Source organism: Anaerobiospirillum sp. NML120449, from assembly GCF_023051105.1.
GTDB lineage: Bacteria > Pseudomonadota > Gammaproteobacteria > Enterobacterales > Succinivibrionaceae > Anaerobiospirillum.
The window spans coordinates 149,588-173,991 of the sequence record NZ_JALKIL010000001.1; the positions used below are offsets into that span (position 1 = coordinate 149,588).

General features: G+C 49.1%; 15 protein-coding genes. 3 read left to right on the forward strand and 12 right to left on the reverse strand.

The genetic code is table 11. The features are described from left to right. Positions 1 to 246: 246 nt before the first annotated feature. The 3 genes from folK to tsaD form a co-directional block, all read right to left on the reverse strand. Entirely contained in the window at positions 247 to 795 is a 549-nt protein-coding gene (gene folK, locus MXE41_RS00360; RefSeq protein WP_246978187.1) for a 2-amino-4-hydroxy-6-hydroxymethyldihydropteridine diphosphokinase, read from the reverse strand. 3 nt (positions 796 to 798) lie between these two features. Then, a complete protein-coding gene (gene folB, locus MXE41_RS00365) occupies positions 799 to 1,155 on the reverse strand; it encodes a dihydroneopterin aldolase (protein ID WP_247098963.1) in 357 nt (118 codons plus the stop codon). A 182-nt stretch (positions 1,156 to 1,337) separates the two neighbouring features. Then, a complete protein-coding gene (gene tsaD, locus MXE41_RS00370) occupies positions 1,338 to 2,351 on the reverse strand; it encodes a tRNA (adenosine(37)-N6)-threonylcarbamoyltransferase complex transferase subunit TsaD (RefSeq protein ID WP_247098964.1) in 1,014 nt (337 codons plus the stop codon). A gap of 1,519 nt (positions 2,352 to 3,870) precedes the next feature. On the opposite strand from tsaD, the gene rpsU reads away from it, so the two are divergent. Then, positions 3,871 to 4,086 carry a 30S ribosomal protein S21 gene (rpsU, locus tag MXE41_RS00375; protein ID WP_113744729.1) on the forward strand — a complete coding sequence of 72 codons (216 nt, stop codon included), beginning with the start codon at positions 3,871 to 3,873 and terminating at the stop codon, positions 4,084 to 4,086. A 279-nt stretch (positions 4,087 to 4,365) separates the two neighbouring features. Here the strand turns inward: rpsU and MXE41_RS00380 are convergent, their stop codons facing one another. From MXE41_RS00380 to MXE41_RS00420, 9 genes are all read right to left on the reverse strand, one after another. After that, positions 4,366 to 5,289 (reverse strand): flagellin, encoded by a 924-nt coding sequence (locus MXE41_RS00380; RefSeq protein WP_247098965.1) that lies wholly within the window; start codon positions 5,287 to 5,289, stop codon positions 4,366 to 4,368. Between the two features lie 235 nt (positions 5,290 to 5,524). Then, complete coding sequence (locus MXE41_RS00385) at positions 5,525 to 6,451, reverse strand: flagellin (RefSeq protein ID WP_247098966.1); 927 nt, start codon at positions 6,449 to 6,451, stop codon at positions 5,525 to 5,527. A 232-nt stretch (positions 6,452 to 6,683) separates the two neighbouring features. Then, entirely contained in the window at positions 6,684 to 7,610 is a 927-nt protein-coding gene (locus MXE41_RS00390; protein ID WP_247098967.1) for a flagellin, read from the reverse strand. Between the two features lie 332 nt (positions 7,611 to 7,942). Then, complete coding sequence (locus MXE41_RS00395) at positions 7,943 to 8,869, reverse strand: flagellin (protein ID WP_247098968.1); 927 nt, start codon at positions 8,867 to 8,869, stop codon at positions 7,943 to 7,945. A gap of 778 nt (positions 8,870 to 9,647) precedes the next feature. After that, positions 9,648 to 10,115: a hypothetical protein gene (locus MXE41_RS00400; protein ID WP_247098969.1), complete on the reverse strand. Its 468-nt coding sequence runs from the start codon at positions 10,113 to 10,115 to the stop codon at positions 9,648 to 9,650. A 176-nt stretch (positions 10,116 to 10,291) separates the two neighbouring features. Beyond that, a complete protein-coding gene (locus MXE41_RS00405; protein ID WP_247098970.1) occupies positions 10,292 to 12,337 on the reverse strand; it encodes an AAA family ATPase in 2,046 nt (681 codons plus the stop codon). Between the two features lie 1,223 nt (positions 12,338 to 13,560). Continuing rightward, positions 13,561 to 14,754, reverse strand: a complete 1,194-nt coding sequence (locus tag MXE41_RS00410; RefSeq protein WP_246978178.1) for an HAD-IA family hydrolase — start codon at positions 14,752 to 14,754, stop codon at positions 13,561 to 13,563. 2,322 nt (positions 14,755 to 17,076) lie between these two features. Beyond that, a complete protein-coding gene (locus MXE41_RS00415) occupies positions 17,077 to 18,348 on the reverse strand; it encodes a transposase (RefSeq protein WP_247098971.1) in 1,272 nt (423 codons plus the stop codon). Between the two features lie 2,888 nt (positions 18,349 to 21,236). After that, on the reverse strand, positions 21,237 to 22,058 hold the full coding sequence (locus tag MXE41_RS00420) for a TIGR04211 family SH3 domain-containing protein (protein WP_247098972.1): 822 nt from the start codon (positions 22,056 to 22,058) through the stop codon (positions 21,237 to 21,239). A 934-nt stretch (positions 22,059 to 22,992) separates the two neighbouring features. Between MXE41_RS00420 and MXE41_RS00425 the strand changes: the two genes are divergently transcribed. Further along, positions 22,993 to 23,586 (forward strand): hypothetical protein, encoded by a 594-nt coding sequence (locus MXE41_RS00425; RefSeq protein WP_247098973.1) that lies wholly within the window; start codon positions 22,993 to 22,995, stop codon positions 23,584 to 23,586. Between the two features lie 365 nt (positions 23,587 to 23,951). Then, positions 23,952 to 24,386: a hypothetical protein gene (locus MXE41_RS00430; protein ID WP_247098974.1), complete on the forward strand. Its 435-nt coding sequence runs from the start codon at positions 23,952 to 23,954 to the stop codon at positions 24,384 to 24,386. The last annotated feature ends 18 nt before the right edge of the window (positions 24,387 to 24,404 follow it).

Sequence of the window (24,404 nt, forward strand, 5' to 3'; positions counted from 1 at the left end):
ATGACAGTGCGGGCATGTGGAAATAGAGAAACCAGATTTTGGGAATCATCAGTCAACACTGATGTTACTGCCTGCATAAAGCTGGCAGCATCCTTATGTGTTCTGATGATAACGGTGGAAAAACCTTAATCCTGTAGGACCTTGTAAGGTCTGAATTTGCTCTGATCTGCGCGGGCAGCGTCAGTCAGAGCCCTGATCTGCCATGCTCGTAAGTGCATGCTGTACAGCAGATCAGTAGGCGGCATTTCAGGCTCTTCCACCCTCCTTCCAGTCAGGGGCAGGGCGGTTGAAGTCAAATTCAACACGCTTTACCTGGCGATTTTCAGGAATGTGAGGAGCCATCTGCTCGTATATTTCGCTTACCTGCATACCAAGAATAGGGTGACGCAGATCAGGAGCAATATCATTTAAAGGAGTGGTGACGAAAGGATAGTCCTGAATGTCATGACGTGGAATCTTGCAAGGCTCAGTAGCAACCTCTTCGCCATAGACCAGAATATCAATGTCGATTCGGTGCTTGAGGCCGAAGTTGGTTGAGTTGTGCATCATCAGCTCGCTGCCGGCATCACCCTCAATAGCCTGAATAGCTTCATAGAGCTCGACAAAGCCAAGCTCAGTCTTGCCGCCTACTACCAGATTGAGATAGTCAGGCTCAGCTTCGCGTACTGGCTTGGACTCGTAAACTGGTGAAACCTTGAAGTCGCTGAACAGAGGCTCGAGCCTCTTGATGGCAAATAAGATGGCATTATCGCGGTTCAGATTGGATCCTATGCCTAAATAAACCTGAGTGCCCATGCATTAGTCCTCGTTATTTCTGGTTATCTCTACACCAACGCCCTGGGTATTAACCACGGCGCGGGTTTTAATAATGGATAGTGTCACAGCTTGTGGCCTGAAAGTTTTAAGTATGTACTGACAGACTTCCTCAGCAAGAGTTTCTATCAGCTCAGCCTTGCGCTCTCTGATGAAAGTGGTGACCCTGGAGCATACCTCTGCATAGTTTATGGAGAGTGATAAATCACCGCTCCTGGCACAGCCCTGCAGGGGTAAAAACAGGGTTATGTCGAGCTTGAGAGGTTGCTCAAATTCGCGCTCATGAGGCAAGATGCCAATGATGGCGTTGACCTCAAGGCCTTGAATTAAAATCTTGTCCATATTCATATTCCGCACTGCCCTACGCCTTCAGCGTGCTCAGCAGCACTCAAAATTCCTTACCGCACCAGGCACAGCCGGAAGTACCGGGAGCCATCAATCAAATGACCAGATAATCTGTTACGAATGCTGACGCATGAGCCAGATCATCTCAGGTCATGATGGTGCATCAGCAACAACTGTCATTAAAGCGGTGACAGTGATGAAATGTGCCAGCGTGGGAAGACATTGACTCCCAGGTCAGCGGTAACGCCAGCCTTGAAGCGCAGCATGCCGGCCAGGGCAATCATTGCGCCGTTATCGGTGCAGAACTCTCTGCGGGCAAAGAACACTTTGCCTTTACGCTTTTCCATAAGAGCTGTAAGAGAGTTTCTTATGGTGCTGTTGGCGCTGACACCGCCAGCAACTACCAGAGTATTCATCTGAGCCTGATCAAGAGCACGCTGACACTTGTGTACCAGGGTATCGGCTACGGCATCTTCAAAGCAGCGGGCAATGCTTGCCTTGTCATGTTCAATGTCAGTGCTCTTATGCACGGCATTGAGTACTGAGGTCTTGAGACCTGCAAAGGAGAAATCGCAGTTTGGCCTGTCAATCATAGGGCGAGGAAACTTATAGGCCTTGCTGTCGCCATCACGTGCCAGAGCCTCAAGCTTTGGTCCGCCTGGATATGGCAGTCCCAGCAGCTTGGCTGTCTTGTCAAAAGCCTCACCGGCGGCGTCGTCAACTGATTCACCAAGAATTTCATATGAGCCCGGAGCTGACACGCGGATCAGCATGGTGTGACCTCCTGATACCAGCAGAGCGACAAAAGGAAAGGACGGGGCCTCATCTTCAAGCATGGGGGCCAGCAGATGTCCTTCCATGTGATGAACTGGTACAGCTGGAATATTCAGGGCAAAGGCAAGAGATCGTGCTTCCATGGCACCAACCAGCAGGGCACCGATAAGACCTGGGCCAGCTGTGTAGGCAATGGCATCAAGGTCCTTTAAAGTTACGCCGGCCTGACCGGTAACGGAGCGAATAAGAGGTACTACACGCTTTACATGGTCACGTCCGGCAAGCTCAGGCACTACACCGCCATACTGAGCGTGGATAGGTATCTGGGTATGGATGGCGTGGGCCAGCAGGCCTCTCTTGTCATCATAAACAGCAACACCTGTTTCATCACAGGAGCTTTCAATACCCAGTACCAGCATGGTTAACCTCAAAATACAGAAAAACAGCGTATCTGCAGGAACTATGACTCAGTCCCAAAGAAAAAAAGCCCATACCTGTCCATTCCGGGGCTGTCCTTGCCGGAATCAAAAGCAGTACTCGTCCGTGCCATATGACACAGCCATAACCGGGATAAACAGGGGCATAATCAGCATCATTCCAGGCTTCTAATCACCACAGGTCAGCAGCCTTGCTCATAATGCACATCATGTGCTCAAAGCGCAAAGCTCTCGCTCAAAGTGCACAGCATGTGCTCAAAGCGCAAAGCTCTCGCTCAAAGTACACAGCATGTGCTCAAAGCGCAAAGCTCTCGCTCAAAGTACACAGCATTTGCTCATAACGCAGAGCTTTCGTTCATAGTGAACAGCACTTGCATCCATTACAGCAGTACCTGCTCAATTAGCAGCAACATCTGCAGTGGCAGGCCAGAACTAGCCTTAAAGACATAAGTTAAGTCACCACAACCGGCAAAAAAACAGAGATCATAGGGCCTGCAAAAAGGCATCTATGGACTCATGCCGGAAATGACGGAGGATGCATTAAAAAACTGCAGCCAAACATAGTAATAATACCATCACTGCCCGATAAAATCACCGCCCAGACAGCCCTCACATTATTTTGAACGGCGGTTATAATTCCCACAGCTGCGCGCCTGCGCAAACAGGACAGTGACCGTTGCTACTGCTTTGCATACACCCTGAATGCAGACATTGCGAAACAGGCTGCAAAAAATGCCCGGCCCGTCCCCTCAGGAATCCAGCGAAAACTGCCACACTCACCCCGCTGTCCACTGCGATAAGGCTCAGACTAACAGCTGCCATTCGGCCTCTTTCATCCCGACAAGGGACAATGCACCCATTTAGCCGGCTGTAACTGTCATTATCTGTAAGGCATGTAAACTTGACTGCCTGATACAAGGAACAGGCTCTCAGAAGTAGGGGCGGCGGGAAAAATAACATTATTTATTGCGGCGGGATTTGCCAGGTTGTACCAGGTTGCTTTGACGGGTCATACAGCATACATGCCTGCAGTTCCAGCCAGCAGGCTATCCAGCGTACATGCCAACAGTTCCAGCCAGCAGGCTATCCAGCGTACATGCCAACAGTTCCAGCCAGCAGGCCATCGAGCATAACTTCACAGAAGGCCCAGCCAGAAGGCCGCCAGGCTGAATAATGGATCAGTGAAAGAGTGGGAATTATTCACCAGCTGTGCTCACCGGCGGCATGGTTAAACAAGCACAGGTAATGCGTAGACGAAGGTCGTTTACATGCTGTTTTGCCACAGATTTGAATGCTACAGGACCGGACATGCACAATCGAGGCACAAAATCCTTATTTATCTGAGGTTCAGGGGCAAAAATCACTTTACATTGACCGGCTAAACAAGTAGAATAACCCGAATTTTTCGATCTCCAGTATCTCAATTGGTTGATTCTGGTAATCTTTCAGACCCATGGTGGGTCAAATTTTAACTTTACTTTTAAGGAAGGTGGTTTTACACATGCCAGTCATCAGAGTACGTGAGAATGAGCCGTTCGATGTTGCCTTAAGACGCTTCAAGCGTTCTTGCGAAAAGGCAGGTATCCTCGCAGACGTTAGAGCTCGTGAGTTCTATGAGAAGCCAACTACTGTACGTAAGCGTGCCAAGGCTTCTGCTATCAAGCGTCACGCCAAGAAGATGGCCCGCGAGAATGCACGTCGTACCAGACTCTACTAATCGCGCTGTCATTCAGACTGAGCTGTGTTAGACAAGTCTGCCCCGCCTGATGTCAGGCAGCAGACTGGCCTAAAAGCTACAAGAGAAGCGGAACCCGGGGTTACCTCAGGTTCCGCTTCCTTGTTTCTGGTCCGGGCAAAGACAACCAAGTCACGCCACAGGCACAGTATTAAGATAAGGCGCAGCCGGGGCCCCCTGGCTGCGCCTTATTGCATTAAAAAGGCGGGAAACCCGCCTTAATACAGAAAAGAAAAGAGATATAGAAACAAGAAAGAACTGTTAACCGCCGAGCAGGTTCAGCGCAATGGTAGGACGCTGGTTAGCCTGAGCAAGCACAGTCTGAGATGCCTGCTGAATAATGTTGTTCTGGGTAAGCGAAGCAGTCTCAGAGGCAAAATCTGTGTCTCTTATGCGGCTACGGGCATCAGACTGATTCTCTGAAATGTTTACCTGGTTTCGAATGGTGCTTTCCATACGATTTTGGATTGCGCCCAGGTTAGCTCGATGAGAGTCGATGTTCTGAATGAGCTTGTCGATATTAGCTAATGTTGCGGTAGCAATGGCAGCTGTTGACACAGAGAATCGTACTGGACCATTAGCAGTCATAATGACGCCAGACTTGGAATAGTCATTCTTAGTTGTTTGAACCTTTACTCCGGCTCCGCTGGCAATTGCACACAGGGTAAAGCCCTGAGATAAAGTAAGACCAAGAGTATTGCCGGCATTGGCGCCAACCTGGAAAGTAAGCAACTTATTTTTTGCCGGGATCAGGCCTTTACCTGCGCCGTCAAGTACCTGCTCACCGGCAAAGGTGGTTTGTCTGGCAATACGTGAGATTTCTGCAGATAACTGAGTTACTTCTTCCTGAATAGCCTTACGGTCAGCCTCAGAGTTTGTACCGTTTGCAGACTGAACAGCAAGCACGCGAATGCGCTGGAGCATGTTGGTGGTTTCGTCCATGGCTCCTTCAATGGTCTGAGCCAGGGCGATACCGTCATTGGTGTTACGGTTACCCTGATTTAAACCATTAATCTGGGAGGTCAGTCGATCGGCGATCTGTAAACCGGCAGCGTCATCCTTTGCGGAGTTGATGCGCAGGCCGGAAGAGAGGCGCTGATATGAGACATTCAGGCTTAAGGTAGCATTACTGAGCTTTCTCTGGGCATTAATTGAGCTGACATTCGTGTTAACGTACAAAGCCATAAGTACATCTCCTTACTGGACGTAAGAAATTGAGTGTGAACCGTCCAATACAAACAACTACGGCCTGTAACCATCTGATGTCAGTATGCAGACCTGAGATAATTCTTATAATAATTTATAGAGCAAGGGATATGCCAGGCAATATGTAACAATTCAGTCACATTAACAGTTTTAGAAATTAAAAAGGCAGGGATTAACCCTGCCTTAATTAGGAAAAAATAGAGTAGAAACTGAATTAACCGCCAAGCAGGCTCAGAGCGATGGTAGGACGCTGGTTAGCCTGGGCCAGCACTGACTGAGATGCCTGCTGGATAATATTGTTCTGAGTAAGCGCTGCAGTCTCAGAGGCGAAGTCTGTGTCTCTTATGCGGCTACGGGCATCAGACTGATTCTCGGAGATATTTGCCTGGTTGCGGATAGTGCTCTCCATTCTATTTTGTAAAGCACCAAGGTTTGCGCGGTGTGAATCGATGTTCTGAATCAGCTTGTCAATATTTGCAAGAGTACCGGTAGCAGTAGCAGCTGTTGATACAGAGAATCTTACAGGTGTATTTGTACCTGTCATTACAATGCCAGTCTTAGAGAAGTCAGTCTTAGTTTTCTGAACATCAACGTTTGCACCGCCAGCTATAGCGCTGAGAGTGAAGCCCTGAGATAAGGTCATACCAAGGGTATTGCCAGCATTTGCACCTACCTGGAAAGTAAGGAGTTTGCCTGCTGCCGGAATAAGACCCTTGCCAGCGCCATCAAGTACCTGCTCACCAGCAAAGGTGGTCTGTCTTGCAATACGGGAAATCTCAGCAGATAGCTGGGTAACCTCTTCCTGAATAGCCTTACGGTCAGCTTCTGAATTAGTGCCGTTGGCGGCCTGAACAGCCAGCACGCGGATGCGCTGGAGCATGTTGGTGGTTTCGTCCATGGCACCTTCAATGGTCTGGGCGAGGGCAATACCATCATTGGTGTTACGGTTACCCTGATTTAAACCATTGATCTGTGAGGTCAGTCGGTCTGCAATCTGTAAACCTGCGGCGTCGTCCTTGGCTGAGTTAATACGCAGGCCAGAGGAGAGGCGCTGATATGATACATTCAGGTTTAAGGTAGCATTGCTCAGCTTTCTTTGAGCATTGATGGAACTGACGTTCGTGTTAACGTACAAAGCCATAAGTATCTCTCCTTATCGGACGTAATATTTTGAGTGTGACCCGTCCAAGATGAACAACTACGGCCTGTAACCTCTGAAGGCATTGTATCCAGACCTGAGATAATTCTGATACAGGTTTTAGAGCAAGGGGCGTGCCAGTAAAACAGTTACACGTGCAATCAACTGGCTGTTAATCCCATGAAAAAAGGCAGGGACTATCCCTGCCTTTTCAATAAAAAGTATAACCAGGCTATTAACGGCCAATCAGACTAAGAGCAATAGTAGGACGCTGGTTAGCCTGAGCCAGCACCGACTGAGAAGCCTGCTGGATAATGTTGTTCTGTGTAAGCGCAGCTGTCTCAGAGGCGAAGTCTGTGTCTCTTATGCGGCTACGGGCATCGGACTGATTCTCGGAGATATTAGCCTGATTGCGAATAGTGCTCTCCATTCTGTTTTGTAAAGCGCCCAGTGCTGCACGCTTTGAATCAACATGCTGAATAAGCTTATCAATGTTTGCCAGAGTGTTTGTAGCAACTTCGGCAGTGCATACACCAAAACGAATGTAATCAACGTTGTTAGCCTTTGATTTAACAAGGCCCACTTCGCCCTTGTTTGTCATTTTGTTATCTGGAATGCCAGCCTCAATTCCTATGCTGCTCAGGTCAAAAGCTGAAGACCAGTTTAAAGTAAGGGTATTGCCTGCATTAGCGCCAACCTGGAATGTTAGTTCACCGGTATCTGGAATTAAGCCTGCATCTGCACCATCAAGAATCTGCTGGCCAGCGAATGTTGTCTGCTTGGCAATACGGGTGATTTCCTGGGACAGCTGGGTTACTTCTTCCTGAAGAGCCTTGCGGTCGGCAGCAGAGTTCGTGCCGTTAGCTGACTGCACTGCAAGTACGCGGATACGCTGCAGCATGTTGGTGGTTTCGTCCAGGGCTCCTTCGATGGTCTGGGCCAATGCAATACCATCATTTGTGTTACGGTTACCCTGATTTAAACCATTGATTTGTGAGGTCAGTCGGTCGGCAATCTGTAAACCGGCGGCATCATCCTTAGCAGAGTTAATTCTGAGTCCTGATGAGAGGCGCTGATAGGACACATTCAGGTTTAAGGTTGCATTGCTCAGCTTTCTTTGCGCATTGATGGAACTGACGTTCGTGTTAACGTATAAAGCCATATCTTCTCTCCTTCTCTCTTTCACCGAATGGCCGCAATTGTTCTGTAGGGGCCATCCTGTACAATTAGCCAAGATTACTTAGTATTATTGAAATACGTGAATCTTAGCTATTGTTTCTTTACGTATTTTCCAGCAACAGCTATGCCAGATTCAATATCTATAATGGCATGGACAAAAGTATATTGAATGCCTTATAAATCTTGATTTAAAGGGCATTGTGTTTGTTTTTAAGTTTGTCCAGATAAGGCTATGTCCAGTGAGCAGCACTTAATAAAAAGGCGTGGTTGCCCACGCCTTTGAGATAAAAGAGAAAGAGAATCGAATCGGGTCAATTAGCCGCCAAGCAGGCTCAGAGCAATGGTTGGGCGCTGGTTAGCCTGGGCAAGAACAGACTGCGAGGCCTGCTGGATAATGTTGTTCTGAGTCAGAGCTGCAGTCTCAGAGGCGAAGTCTGTGTCTCTTATGCGGCTACGGGCATCAGACTGATTCTCGGAGATATTAGCCTGATTGCGAATAGTGCTCTCCATTCTATTTTGTAAAGCACCAAGGTTTGCGCGGTGTGAATCGATGTTCTGAATGAGCTTGTCGATATTAGCCAATGTTGCTGTAGCAGTAGCTGCAGTAGAAATAGAGAAGCGTACGGGACCGTCTGCCTTGGATTTAACGATACCAGTTTTAGAGTAATTTGCTTTTGTGTCCTGAACTGCTACATTAGCTCCTACTGCAATAGCACAAAGAGTGAAGCCCTGAGATAAGGTCATACCAAGGGTATTGCCAGCATTTGCACCTACCTGGAAAGTAAGGAGTTTGCCTGCTGCAGGAATAAGACCCTTGCCAGCACCGTCAAGTACCTGTTCACCAGCAAAGGTGGTTTGTCTTGCAATACGGGTAATTTCGGCAGATAACTGGGTTACCTCTTCCTGAATTGCCTTACGGTCAGCTTCGGAATTAGTGCCGTTTGCAGACTGAACAGCCAGCACGCGAATACGCTGCAGCATGTTGGTGGTTTCGTCCATGGCACCTTCAATGGTCTGGGCAAGGGCAATGCCGTCGTTAGTGTTGCGGTTGCCCTGGTTTAGGCCGTTAATCTGGGAGGTCAGACGGTCAGCAATCTGTAAACCGGCTGCATCGTCTTTAGCAGAATTAATTCTCAGGCCTGAGGAGAGGCGCTGGTATGAAACATTCAGGTTTAAGGTCGCATTACTCAGCTTTCTTTGAGCATTTATTGAGCTGACGTTCGTGTTGACGTACAGAGCCATTTCTATCTCTCCTTAGCGAACGGCTGATGATGCTGAAATACCGTTCATAATACTCTTCTCAGGTCTTTGCGCATTGTGTTTGATGTGCAGACCGAATGTTAGTGTTGTCTGTGCATAGATGGAGCAATTTATGTACCACGATATGAGAATGTTTTAAAAGTTGTGCTTTACGCGGCGCTTAAATAAGCGCTTTGTCATGTTTATATATGTATACTGGTATTTCAGTGTGCACCGTGCAGGAGCCCGAAAACTTACATATTCTACATGTATGAAAGTTGAAAAACATCAATATGTAAACTTGATTTGATATGAGGCATTTCTTGCCGCTGGTCTATTGACTGAGCGACAAGACAGAGTGTTTTGGCACTTAATTGAAGGCTGCTATAAGTATTGCGTGCAGGTGCACAAATAGATGCTATGAGCTCGTACTTAGACGGGAGAGCGGGCTTTAGGACGGTCCATTGAGTGGATGTAAGAGCTGAGGTAAGAGTAATAGTATGGTGTATAGCGTATAGTGCAGAAGCAATTGCAGTGCTGTATGTTTGAGATGAGTGGCCACTGCATTGATGGGGGTTATGCCAGCTGACGTAAGTAGGGGGTATTGCCAGCAGACATAAGTAGAGAGCATTGCCATCAGACGGGGGCTGATGTTATTGCCAACTGACGGAAGTGAGGTCTATTGCCAGCTTATGGAGGTGGGGCTATTGCCAGCTGCCGGAGGCGGGATTATTAGCATGTTCAGCTGGCTTGTGCAGGTAGAACTTTTAGAAAGTGACAATCAGGATTTTTTGCCTTCTGAGGCTTCCTTGGCAGCGTCCGTGGTGTCTTCGTATCTTGTGTCTTTTACAAAGCGTATTTCATAAACACCAGGGGCTACCATGCGCTTCTCGCCACGTACACGCTCCAGGGCTGTTTCCTTTTCAAAATCCAGCTCTGGCACCAGAATAAACTGCACATTATCAAAGTCAGCCGGGCCATGGAAAGTCACGACATTTTCAAACAGATCAGTTGCAACAGGTGTCATCTGGCTGTTTTCTACTGTCTGCTCAAACAGAGCCAGCAGCTTCTGACGAGCTGTGTTTACGTTAGCTGTAAAAGTGCTGTCCAGGGTCCAGTAGAGGATTACCAGGCCAATAACAAAGGACGCAAAGGTAAAGGAGAACAGCTTAAGGGCTCTCCAGCGGTTGAAGGAAACTTCAAACAGAGCTTCCTCTCTTTCCTTGTCGCTTATCGTGATAGCACTCATGGTCAGATACTCTTGTGCTCAGTTGAATACTGTCAGTTAATGTCAGCTTATGTCAGCTGTGGCGTGCTGCCTGATTCTTGTTTGCCTTGAAACAGGATGCAATACCGGTGCAAATGATTGTGTCCGGCGGATGGCAACTGGTGTTTTGGCAAGCTGCCATATGCCGCTGTTTGCTGCTACTTCTTTTTTTCTGGCTGAGGGGCCTCAATGGCTGTGGTCTTGCCGCCTGGGGAGCCTGCTGCCTGACCGCTGGCTGGGGCCTGCCCGGTCTCAGATTCAGCCTCGCCCGGGACTACGGTGATAAGGCGTGGGCCGTCATAGCCTGAAAGGGTCAGCAGAGCTGCAGCGCGCTGGTTAACCTCAGACAGGCGCTGCTCCTGTAAAAACAGGTCCATGGCGCGGCGGTAGCCGTCATCAAGGCGCAGAGAAATGGTCCTGATTTCATCGGCACGCACTTCGCGTGCAGCGCTGATTTCCTCAAGCTTCTTGAGCAGGGTGCTGGCGCTCTGGAACTCCTCGTTCTGCTCGAGAGCAGAGTTGATGGAGCTCTTGAGCTCCTTTTCCAGCTGAGCATCGCTCTTGTGCTCGGAGTTAAGGGAACTGAGTACCTGCTGGCGAATCATCTGACGCAGCTTGTTGACCTCATCTTTCTGCTTTTCAAACTTGATAAGGGCAGCATAGGCCTCACGGTTGGCACTCTCGAGGGCACGGTTGCGGTAAGCATTAAGGAATGGACGCAGACGGTTCTCAGCGTTCTTTCTCACGTCAGTCATACGGGACTTGAGCTCGCTGAGATTGCCAATGTAAGGATGCAGCAGTGTGTACTGTCCCATGAAGCGATCCTTGATGTAGGAGGCTTTCACCGAGAACATGTAGTCGCCAATAACCAGCTGACCAACATCTTCATTAAGGGAATACAGTACTGCATAGAAAGGGGTGAGATTGTCATCAATCAATGAAATCAGTACCGGGGTATTGTAGGAAATTGCTTCCTCAAAGCTGCCGGTCTGATAGAAGCGCTGCAGATTAACTGAGCGCAGTACTTCGTTACTGATACCCTGCTCTGCATCAGCTACAGCATAGCCATGAATCTTGAAGAGTGTGGCCAGGGCTTCAGACTTGAAGTATGACTGAGAAATAGCGTGATTGAAGAAATATACTTCACGGCTGGCAGCATTGCGGCCTTTGAGCAGATAGTCAGCCACCATGGTATAACGCTGTTTAATCTGCTCGTCGCTGATAAGAGCATTCTCCAGCGTCTGTACCGGGTAGTAGTACTTCATGATCGCAAGGGCACCACCAAAGGCCAGGGCGGCGCACAGCGCGGCTCCTGCTATGGTTCCGATACGGGCATAAAGAGACAGGGACATGGCCTCGCGCATGAAGTTGCGTACATAACCTGCAATACCGCCCTGCTGATGGTGCAGTACCATGGCAGCAGCCTTGCGGGCTATGGAACCATTGACCTGCTCACTTTTCTTCTGAGCGGCCAGAGTAAGGCACATGTCTGCAATGGCATTAATAAGACGCGGAGCACCATTACTGTGACGGGCAATGGCAGCAATGGCCTTGTTGGTGAATACAGGGCGTAAACAGCCTGATTTCTGCAGACGGAAGGTAAGATAGGCACCAACCTCACTTTCTTTGAGGCGTGGCAGGGTGGTAAAGATTTTGATGCGGTTTCTGAGCATTTCATGCTCAGGCTTGTTCAAATGATTGAGCAGATCCTCACGGCCCACCAGCAGGAAGTTAATCATCTTGCCTGCTTCGCCTTCGATATTGGAAATCAGGCGGATCTGTTCGAGCACATCATCTGAAAGACCCTGGGCTTCATCGCAGATAACAGTGGTTATAATGCCCTGAGCAATGGATCTTTCAAGCATCTGTCTGACCTTTAAGGTCAGCTCGGCAATGGATTCAAATGAGGTAGCAACAACGCCTGAGGCGCGCAGCATGGTGGCCAGGAGCATCTGAGGGTCAAGGCGTGGATCGTCTATGCTGATAATACGCATGCGTCGTGGCAGTGAGCGCATCAGCATACGCACGAGAGTGGTTTTGCCAGAGCCGGACTCGCCGGTAAATACGCACAGACACCCAGAGCGTGACAGAGCAGCGCTGAGCAGACTTAAGGACTGGTGATGAGCACCACCAACATAGTAATAACGGCGGTCAGGCAAGCCATCAAAAGGGTAGTCAGAGAGGCCAAAATACTCTAAGTACATGAGCTTATCCTTACTCCATTATTATTTGCCGACAAGCCGCCGTGGCTGTACCGGGCATTTCCAGAATCCATACACAATAACACTTCAGTCCCTGGACCGTGTACCTTGAATCATCAGGGATCTGCTATATCAGTGATCTCATAAGATGCAAAGTTATGCTGCAAGGCACAATAGGGACGGTGACCGCAACATTATAGCGCGTATGCCGCCTTATGAAAAAACAGACATGTATGCCTCATATGTATTTTATGAGCGTGGGGTCATGTTACAGCGCAATTGCTCCTCACATTACAAACTCAAAAGTATTACAGTTTCAAATTTGATCCTCTAAGTTGTAATGAGAGCGGCTGCAGTCGGGCAATACTGGCCATGCTGACTGCTGCACCCTGTGTTACCCGGTAGGATGCTGCACCCTGTGTTACCCGGCGGCATGCTGTACCGTTTAGAGTACCTGTGGTTGCAAGCCTTGCTACAGATCAGATGCAGGATCAGCAGAGTTTGCAACATACCTGAAACTGGGCTGCATATCTTAATATCGACTGACTGGACGCTTGAGTGTATCAGCGATGATGCTGCGCTTAATTTGTATGACTTGAGGCAAATGGCATCAGGTGCAGGGGCAAAGACAAACATCCAATGAGCCAGGGGCTGCTATTGCTGTGCTCATGGAGCTGTCTGTTTGCGAGGCTGCGACAGACAGCTCATTAATTTGACATCAGAAAATGCTATCAGCAAATGCCATACCCACAGGCATTCTATGGCATGTTTATCGTCTTTGACGAAAATTTTGACATTGGGCAATACGAAACAGTATACGTTTTGTGGAGCATGTAAGAGCAGGTCAGAAAGGACTGATGGAGGAGGGATGAGCTGGTTTGGTCAGAAGCTCAGTTTGTAAGGTGGGCCTGGTCAGATCCTGGGTGTCCCATTTTGCAAGGCCGGCCTGGTCAGACCATGGGGGACCCATTTTGCATGGTGGGACTGGTCAGACCCTGGGGGCCACTTTGCCGAGGGTGGACAGGCTTGCAATGTGTGGCTCTGTTTTGCTGCCGACCCATGGTCATGCAGGATTTACGTGTGGGCTGGGCCTGATTAGTAGCTTATTTCAGGTGGGGTGTGGGGCATGCAGGATCAAAAAAGTCCGGGGCAGCTGTGCTGTCCTGGACTTTTGGGGCTGCTTTAATGCAGCCTGATGCACTCCTCAGGAGCGCGCTGTGTTTGTTTCAGGTACGGGCGCGTGCAGCTGCCATGGCACGCTCACGGGCCTTTGCCAGGGCACGGGCTTTTGCTGGAGGCATATTTCTCATCTTTGCAGCCAGCTCCATATCCCTGTCATTTTGAGGAGTGAAGTACTGATTTGTTTCAGGGGCTAAACCGCCAAATTCCACCATATCATCATTGATGTCCATGATGTTAGGAGCCATCTGAGGACGACCCTGAGGCATACCTGGGCGACCTCCACGGCCCTGCATTTGCTGCTGCTGCATTTGCTGCTGCTGTTGCATACGTTGCTGCATCTGTTGCTGCTGAGCCTGAAGCTTGCGGGCACGGGCTGCATGCTCGGCGCGGGCCTTGGCAGCGGCAGAGGCCTCGGCTTCAGCCTTGGCAGCAGCCTCGCGCTCACGGGCGGCCTGCTCTTCTTCTTCAATCTTACGGCGGGCGTAGATTAAGCCTTCTTCAAGATCATTTAAGGTGCTCAGGGTTACTGATGGCTCAAATGCAGGCATGGTGCCGGTCTGTGAGCGGTTAACATATGCGGTCAGCCAGCGCATGCGGGTTGCAGGTACGATATCCTGGAAGTATTCGGATGATACGTGGAAGTGATCTGCAGTACGCAGCTTGAACTTCTCGGCTGCAGCTTTGAAGAAGTTGGCATTTGGCTTGTAGCAGCGGCACTCATCAGCTGTAAGTACAGTCTTTTCGTCAAATACGCCGCCAAGGTTTTCAAACTGGCGCTGTACCATCTGAATATTGGCATTGGCCATCAGGAAAAGCTCGAAGCCGGCAGCACGCAGACGCTGCAGAGACTGAACTACGTCAGGATGTGGTCGCATATCTCCGTATACGATCATCAGTTCAGGAGCAGCCTGGGAGAATACCTTGGTATTGAATGTCATGTCCATGTAGGCCATGGTCATGTTGAGCACATCGCTGTAGGTCATGAAGTCACTGCCATACTTGACGCGCTCGAGATAAAGCTGAAAGTTACGCTCTGTAAGCTCAGGATTGATATTGTTTTCACGTCCCACCTGTCCTACGAAGTGGGTAAGCATACGATGATTAATGAGACAGCCGAAAAGATCGAAAGTTAAGGCGCGTCGGCCATTACCAAAGTAACGCTTGCGCTCTTCTGCAGTAGAGGTAAGGCCACTGGCAACTGCGTTGCTTACTTTTGTGAGTACATTTGAGATCTGCATGTCATTTCCGCCTTATTTCTTATTTGCAGCTAAACTGTCAGGCTGTCCTGTGTATGGTAATTAAGTTATCACTGTCAGCTGTAGAGCGCTTTCAACCCCATGACAGGACGCACGGAGGGGAAACATTGTTAGCTGTATCTGATGGAAGTGAACTGGAATCTGCAGGGACTTTCAGATACGAGCTGCCAGGGAAAAACTGCTTTTATGGTATGGCCCTTTTGATGTCTAGTCCGGGCCTGTAGGGCTATTTAAGTGTTACTTGTGCAGCCTGGTGACGGACATCTGAACTCCCGGAGATTATTGATCTTCAGCTGCTTGGCTATACTAACGGCACGTAAACTGATTTTTGTACCCGGTCTTCAGGGAATTTTTTGTGTCCGGGGCTTTACAGCGGGCTTTACATGTGAGAGCGCAGCCTGTTTGAATTTGGTTGTCACCACCGGAAAACGGCCTGAATATGCTAATCAGCTGCATTTGAGCAGAAAACCGGTTTAACTGACAGTATGACAAAGTGCAGTGAACATCTTACTGTTAAAATTTACAAATAGTGATCGGTATCCCAAATTGTAAAAAGAAATAGCAAAGCTGCTCATTTCACCTGTAAATGCTAGATACATTATACATGGCACACGGGTCCTGTAACCGCCTTACATCGCGGTTTTAAGCCGTAGCTCACACTATTTCGTTCTAATAAAGCGTGCACTGCACGCTGAACATTCAGAAGCATGGAAAATGAATCTTTGATTCTGCTTCCATGCCTGAAAACAAATGAATTTGAATATATAAAACTGTGTTGAGCACCGGCTCAAGCTCATACCTGACCATGGCTGCAGATCTGCATATGACATTGCAGGCCATATCGCCTGTCAACCAGCAAGATCAGCAAAGCGCCAAGGGTCAAGGAATGGAGCCTTTGCACCTTATACGGCCAACTTTCCATCACCCGCCCTGCATTTTTCTCTTGTCTGTAATGTCTTCGTGACACCCGCTCAATCAACAGTAACGCTCTGCGCGGCGATGCAAGGGCATGCTTTGTATTGATGGGCAAAAGCAGAGCTGAAATTCTGCTGAGCATGCAGCAGTCGATAATGCAATCCTGGGAGGTGCATGTTGCTGCGTGCTCCCACAAGGCCAGGCCTGGTCATAGCCGGGGAGATTGAACCTGGTCAGCTTAGCTAAGTTCAGTTGAGATCTGGTCAGGTCATGACAGTTCAGATCATCCGGGTATGGCACGGTTTATCCGGGCCAGCCTGCCATTATTAGTTTGCAGGCCGGCAGTCAGCCGGAAATCAGGTTGTCCAGTATCAAAATAATTAAATACCCAGGGATGATTGAGCGCAGGTAAGGATGTTGTTCACTGGCAGCAGGTGCTGCATCAGCAAGGATTGATGCAGGTTAAAGGGTCCATTCAGGTGTGCCGCCCCGGGTATGAGCTGAGCCTTGGATGACTGGCTTTGGGCAGCTTGATTGGAGCTGCTGGTATTGCCAGGTTCAGCCAGGGCAGATAGCAGTATTGCTGCCGTACTTATAACAGTCCAGTATTCATATCGTTATGCTGCAAGAGCATGCGCAGAGCTGCTGCGCAACTGCCGCTTAACAGAAAGTGTGTAAGTTACCTTTTGACTCTGAACAGGCCTTTATGGCTGTTTTGAGTAATCTATTTTGCTGTCATGCCTGGGATCTACAGGATCCCGTAGAGAGGTGCCCGAAGGTGTTTTCCTGCAGACAGTTCTGCATTTGTCCGCATTTATGCATATGCACATTCGTCTGCACTAATGCATGGACAAACCTGTATGCACTAATGCCCGTTGAACATGTCTGTATGCTTCCCGGCCTGTCGCCCGGTAAGCCCGATTGGCTGTATGCGTACCTTCATGAATGATGCAGGCAGCCGGGCAGCCAGACAGTCGGGAGTTCGGGCAGGCATGACTGCATTTGACCTGCATGGCTTGAGCTCGGCTGTGGGGGATCAGATCTGTGTCCAGCAGATTGATCGTTGGCACTGGATTTCCGGGCCGCGCGTAGCACGGCACAGGCTACAGTGCTCTTAAGTCCATGTTCCTGACTATTCAGAAGGGCAGTGAGACTTTGTTGCCTTAAGCAGTGCAGGTTTTCATTTTCCGTTTTAAGCCATGCAGTAACAGTGCTGCCAGGTGTGCACGGCACGGCGCCGTGCCTTGCTGGTAGCCAGCTATGCATGGCAATGGCATTGCTGGGCGCCAGGTATCCATGGCAATGGCATTGCATGGCGCCAGGTATGCATGGCATGGCGCATTGCGGTCGCCATGTCATGCCGGGAAAGTTTGGTGTGACTCAGCTTGCTCAGATAGCGCAGCGTGGAGTAGAGCGGTTCTGCCACTGGCTGGTGCGGTACATGATTTTTGAGCTGCGCTTGTTGGCAAAGAGCTCACACTGAACGCTATTCCAGTGAGGGGATGATTTCTTAAGCCATTGTGGAGAAATCTGAAAATCAAGGCGCAGCATAAGTGTGGCTGTTGCGCTGAGCTCATCGGCAAAGGTCATGCCCCTGGTAATGCGGCGCATGCTGTTGTAGAACGACTCAAGGGAGTTGGTAGTGTAAATCAGGCGCCGTACCTGTTTGCCAAAGTCGTACATAGGAGCGATGGATGAGTCATAGGTACTGGTAATGAACTCAGTGGCCTCTGGAGCTTCCTCCTGCCAGCTGCTTTTGAGTTCCTCAAGGGCACGGCGGGAGTATACCTGGCTGTCGGCTGTATAGACTGATTTTAATGAGGCAGTAAACGGACGCCAGACTCGGCTCTTCATGCGGGCCATGCACATACGGATAAGATGCATGACGCTCTTCTGGTAGTGGGCATCAGGCCAGACCGCTCTCATGGCCTCACTGATAGCACCGCAGTGAGGGCCAACTATAAAGACCAGATCCTCAAGCCCACGGCTCTTCAGACGGGCAAAGCGTGCTTTCCAGAAATTCAGGGCAGAGCTGGCGTCAAGATGGCATTCAGCCGGGTCAACCAGAGCCACATCAAGGATTTCCTTATAGCCCATGCAGTTGAGGCCTATGACAAAGGCAGCCTGACGGAGATGACCAGGGTGGGTGCAGGTGCCGCCATCGGGGCATGGCTCATGTACGCAGCCTTCATCAGACTCATCATATTCAAATAATGACAGCGGGCTTGAAAATGAGGAGATACAGTCATCTGCTGCAGTTTGCACCAGGCCTGAGAACACAGGCTTTTCTGCAGCATGGCCGTTGCCGTGATTATGAGCGCGGCTGACACGCTCAAAGAGCGGACCGATTTCGGGGAAATCACTGAGATCGTGCGCGTCGGCAGCTGATGCTGACAGGCTTACAGTCATAGTGTCGACAAAGACAAAAGGATAGAAGCCTGCAACGGAGCTGTGCATGAACTGCTCATACTTGAGAATATATGAGTCAATCATGTTCTCTATGACAGCAGGGTCCGGGTCAGGGAACAGCTTCTTGTCCAGCAAGGCGATGATTTCATCGGTGCTTTTGCCAAGAGCTGCCAGTGACCATACCTCGTTGAGCATGGCACTGGTTTCATCTGTATGGCGGATCAGCCTGCGCTGCTCTGCATTATTTTTCATAGATGAACCCCCTTATCAGTAGGTGAACATGGCTGCCAGGGCATATGGTATGCGGCTGCCTCCTGCACTCACAAAGCGCCTCCCGGTGCGTGTTTGTGAGATCATGTCAGTAAACTTTTCCCATGTGGTTACATATTGCTGTTATCAGCCCTCATTAAAGCTTTCTCAGTCTGACTGAGTCGATTACTGATTTGACTGGACAGTATGGCCTGTAAATAAAGTCAGATCAGGACACTGTTGACTTTCCAGTAACCGGCCCTGCAGGGAACAGGGGCCCTTAAGCAGGTGTCTGTCGCTGTTGCCGGCCTGTTGCACAGTCATCATACGACGTAACCTGGCCTGTACCGGCAATAGCCCGGCGCTTACCTGTCAGCAGCATCGTCCTGTTAAAGCGTGTGTAAGCTGCCTGATATGCCAGAAGTCTTATCTGCCAGTTTTAGCATGCGTCTGTTGCACACTCATGCTTATCTGTCATGGTATGACAATGAGATGCCACTGGCATTATCTGCAGAGGCTGTCAGTCTTTAGTTTTTTATAAGGACTGTCTGATAGAGACAATTGAGCTTCCTGAGGTCATGACATGCACTAACCTTAAGGTTCAGGGAGCTGAGTTGCAGCAAATTGCATATTTTTAAGTTGCAGCTGCTCAGGCAGTAATTTGTGCATTGCAGGGCCATCTGTCATACAGCTGTTGTCTGCAGTGCAGAGCAATCAGTCATACAGCTGTTGTCTGCATTGCAGGGCCATCTGTCATACAGCTTTTGACTGCAATGCAGAGCAAGACCGTCCGACTTTAAGACATACACTGTCTGCATGGCTGAGCTGTCTGCATGGCAGATCTTTGCAGCCCGGCGCTGCAGGCATATTCTGCCTCAGGTGCTGAGCATGAGCATTGGCCTTTCAATGCATTTTTGTCTGGCTGGCTTACGCTGCGGCGGCACTGTCCTTACGAGGCTGACAGATGACTGGCAAGAGGCGGGGCAGCTCAGTTACACAGGCTGATAAACCTTTATGGGGTATCAGTTATCTGTGGCTTAACGGCTGGCAGTTTTCAGATAAAGCAGAGGTGAATCTGCTTCTGAAACAGCCCGGACTCATGTGCTGCAGGTAACGCTGGCCTGAGCACAGTCATATCTGTAACGATGGTCCTGAAACAGCGGCTGTGCTGCAGGGAGCTCACGTAAGACAGTGCTATGGGATAAACATTTGGTGAATCCGTGCATCAAATCACGGATCTGAAGATGGAGCTGGCGCTTAGTTAATACAGGTATGCGCCTTTGATAACCTTTTCCTGCTGAGCTTTCATCCATCGCGACAGCTCACATCTCTGCCGGGGCTGGATCGGTCTGCACATGCTATTACAGTTGCCGTGTAGAAAGTACTCAGAAAAACTTTGAATTAATTATGACTGGGACATGCAGGGAAACAGCTCATGCAGGGTTTGTCAGCCTGCATTATCTGCTGCACAGCGCATGGGTACTGCACTGAGAACTCCCCGCGTTGATTATCTGACTGTTCGCCCTGAGAGTGTTTGCGTAGAGTTGCGTAGACAGGGGTAACAGGTCAGGTGTTTAACCTTGATGGCCAGAACTGAAAACGCTGCAGCCTGCCATCTGATAATTATGATACACAAAAGCTCTGTGTGCATAAATCGCCTGTGAGTGGGAGTTGCATGGTTAATATACAATGTTGCAGATTCTTAACATCATATTTACAGCACCACATAAGACGGTCAATGTAATAAACGGGGACAGTACTTCTGATAGCAGTTAATTAAGTCCGGCATTACGTACCATAGCCAGAGAAAAAACAGCGCAGTTATGGGCTTTTCGATGGTTAGTGTTATTTTTTTGTCCAGCCGGAAAATACCATAAACCGGGAGTGCAGTCCATAGTTTTGGAGTCGATCTAAACAGCCTGTTTACAAAAAGGCTTCGCTTTCTGTTTACACCTTGTTTGTACCAGATAGCCTGATCTTCTCTAAAAGCACGTAAATATCGCATTTTGCTTGCATACAAGCTTCGTTTTCACTGTATTTACAGCCATGATGCATGTTAACAACATATTCTTTACATTCAATTTATTCTCCCCTCCACATCGACAGCTGAAGCTAAATTAAGCATCACCCCACAACTCTCAGGTATCCAGTCCGGCATGCAGTCCATGAGGATAATGATCCGGACAGCCAGTACTGCCACATGCCTGCCACATGCCTGACAAATTCCATAGCACTGTCCTGGCTAAGGCTGCTGCAGGTGGTATGACCATGCTGCATGAAGGTTCGCAGGTATGCATACAATCAAGCAGGCAGGAAGGCATGCCTGCTTGTATGGTCAAGGGCAGGTCTTGCCTCCTGCCTCTTGCACAATTTCATTTGCCTGCCGGGGCTGCTGGATTACCTGTCGGTATTTCTGTCTGTCTGTCTGCCTGTCTGAGTGCTTGCCTGCCTGCATGCATTGCTGTCCGTAGCACGGTGAGCAGCCTGGGGGTCATCGCCAGAGACTGACTGAAAATTAATCCGTTTACACCTGGATTATGACTGGCAGAAACGAAAGAAGCTGTTTACCCCTGGTGGGTAAACAGCTTCTTAAATATGAGCCTGACCGGGCAGGCAAAGACTGGCTCAGTCTTTTGTATATCAGGTCTGGCCAGTACGACGTTACAGCTTAGACAGTCAGACGGCTTTACCTGAGGCTAAAGGCTGACAGCATGGTGACACGAGTCCCTGAAGCAGGCGGCCTGTGCCCTTGTGCAGTAAGGCAGCATTCGTAATGGATTGCCTGAGCAATGGGGCTGTAAATGTGGCTGCAATGGTCCGGCCGGGAAGGCTGCGGGCTGGAGCAGCCTGACATTGTGCAGGCGTTGAAGCTCAGGGATCTCGTACTTTTGTCAGTAGCGGTCGCGTCTCTGTCTGCGGGCTGGGCGTGGAATAAATACGAAGATTACACCGGCTACGGCACCGCACAGGGCAATCATGGCGCCCTGCATCCACCAGCGCATCTGCATGTCCAGTTCCTTGGTCTCAAGGCGGTCAGCATACTCACGGTAGAGCTCGTCCAGCTCATTGATGGTGGCATCCTTGTTGGCTAGGGTGCTCTTTAACTGGCTGTTCTCGCGGGTCAGAGCAGCAGCAAGGTCTTCGGCAGTCTTGGCACGGCGGGCCAGCTCATTGTCATAGTTATCAAGACGGTACTGCAGAGAGCTGATCTCGTCTGAGAGCTTCTGAACCAGAGGGGCGCCAGTCATATTAGGGGTCAGGTTCTCAAGCGGCATCCAGAAGGTGTCATCACCACGGCCAAGCTGAGCCCAGCGGCCATTGTCTGAGTAACGCAGGAAAGTGAGCTCATCACCAATCTGACGGGTGCCGGTTACACGGTAGCCCTCGGATGGACCGGAACGTGTCCAGATCTTTACATTGTCAGATACCCATACCGGGCAACCTACACAGTAGCCATTGGCGTCTGGCTTTGGCTTAGGCTTTGGAGCAGCCGGGGCTTCAGCAGTCTGGGCAGCCGGAGTACCCTGAGCTGCAGGTGCTGCCGGGGCAGCTGGTGCAGGAGCAGCCGCTGGTGCAGCAGGGGCGGCAGCGGCAGGGGCGGCAGCTGCTGGAGCTGGAGCTGGAGCAGGATTTTGTTCCTCAGCACTGGCAAGGCCAACAGAGCAGCACAGACCCATGGCCAGAGCAAAATCTAAAAACTTCTTTAAGCGCACTTTTAATACCTTCCTTTAAGCAAGCGCGGAAAATAAGGTCACTAATCTTATCACAAAAGAACACAGCGCCCCATTAGTGCGCCTTTTTGCCCAAAATCACGGCAAAATGGCCATTGGTGCATCCCCCATGCCCCAGCCACTTACAAATTAAGGCAGGTTCTCCAGATCTTTGCTGCCAACCTTGCTCTCAGGTGATTGAAGTCGACATTTAAGATTATGGTGAAAAGTGCATTTAACGCGGCCGCTTGAAGAAGCTTGTGTTGCTGCTGTTTGAGTGGGGGTGGTGCATACGTTTTAATGGGCCTGTGGTACAGCTGTCGGGGGCTGCCTGGAATGCGGACGTTTGAATGGGCATTTTGACGCGATCCCAGGCAGGCATTTGTGGAGCATTTATGGCAGCAGGCAGGATATGCTTCTGTCATAGATAGCCGTATGGGATATGCAGCCTTATCGAGTAGAGATGATTACAGCACAGTGCCCGATAAAATGATGAGTATCACAATCTGCAGTAATATCTTATTGATCAGGCGTTTTTGTCAATGAGCCTGTCCTGCAGCAGAGGGAGCGCTGCGCGACATTACGATCTTAAGCCAGAGGAACCGACTGATGGCTTTTTGTTTTGACAAAAATGTTTTTTTTGATCGGCTTGAGCTTTGTAAAGGGCCTGTCAATGCCTGTCCTGGCTAAAAAACAGCAGAAATAGCAATATGTACCAGGGTACGTCCAGGTATAAGTGGTTTATATTTTTTCCAGACAAATATCCCTTGCATGACAGAGACGAGACTGGCAGTTCCTGATAGCAGGAATAACAGAATATTCATACAAAACGTTTTGTAAGGTATAGTGATGCAGGTACAGGTACAGGTAACCATGGTGCAGGTAACTATGGCACAGACTGTACACTTGATTTGAACAGCAAACCAGGAGAATGTTTATGGATAATCATGATCATGAAGACAGCCATAAGAGTGAACAGGAGCTCAGTACGGCTTTAGCAGCAGAGATGTTTGAGCGCATAATATCTAACGCATCACGCATAGGGAAAAGTGTACAAGTTTTTTCTACAAGGGCCGAGATCCTTGATGATGATGAGTTTCTTGCCAGATTTGAGGAGTTTGCCGGCAAGCATGAGTCTGGAAAAAGCTGGCGTGAACTGGTTCTAGACGTTTCTGTCAATTCAGGAGATATTGAGTTCTGTGATATATCTGTCAAGCTTGCGGATTTCTTTTTGATGAAAGTGCGTGATGACATGTTAAGTAAAAAAGGTGCAGTTGAGGATATGAGGGAGCTGTACGATCCAGATATGGATTTTGATGATTTTTACAGATTTGGATGCCTCAAGGTGCTCAATGGGCTTAACTTGCATGAGCTTCATATCCTTGACACCATTCTCAATGGAAGTTTAGCTCCACGTCATGTTGCTGTCCTGATGGGGAATGAACTGATTTCCACTCTTATTCAGGCTTATATGCATGCGGCGCTGGTAGCAAGTATTTTCAGTGTTATTAAGGAAAACAAGTCCTCTTAGCTGATTTCTGCCTGCAGCAGCTTAATTGTTCAAGTCCCGTTTTATGGTCATAAGGCATGCAACAGGTAAAATAAATCCCTCAAAACATACACAGGTTTCATAATTTCAGTGAGACATCCATGGACACAGGTCCGGAGATGCCGGCTGTGACATATATTATGGAGACTTCTACTGGGCTGAAGGTATGGGGATAACGCCGGTTTTGCAGGTCTGTTGTGGATAACACCAGTGTCATAATTCAAGGGACTCCTGCAGTGCCAATGTTCAGGGATCATAAGTGGTATCATGAAATATAAGCTCAGGGCAGATTAGTATTCATGACATTTATGTACAAAATGTTTTAGTTATCATGGAGTGACAGATAAATGGGTGACAGCAGCAATAACATAAATAACAGTAATGCTCAGGAGGCAGTTGACAGATATGGTCTCAGAGAGACTTTAGAAGCTGTTATAGCCAAGACTGTACTGAGTATTCTTATTGTCAAAGAGTTTTATATAACAGTCAGGAGTGATGAATCAGTACGTGAGCTTTTCAGGGAGATAAACGGGGAGGACTTTGATGAGGAGAGATACCTTGAGCTTGCAAAGGAACGTCCGCTGATGCCTCATTTGTATCGCTATACCCTGCCAGCTGAGCTTGAGAAGCTGTATGATTTTGAATTAACACGCTTATACGATATCTATAAAAGCGAAAATAATAAGAAGAACAAGACAAGTTCTCCCAGAGACGAAGCTTTTGATGCGTTCTGCGCTGAATATTGCCTTAGCAGGGGCGCCAGTCTGGAAACTCCTTTCTGACAAAATGACTGACCTTTG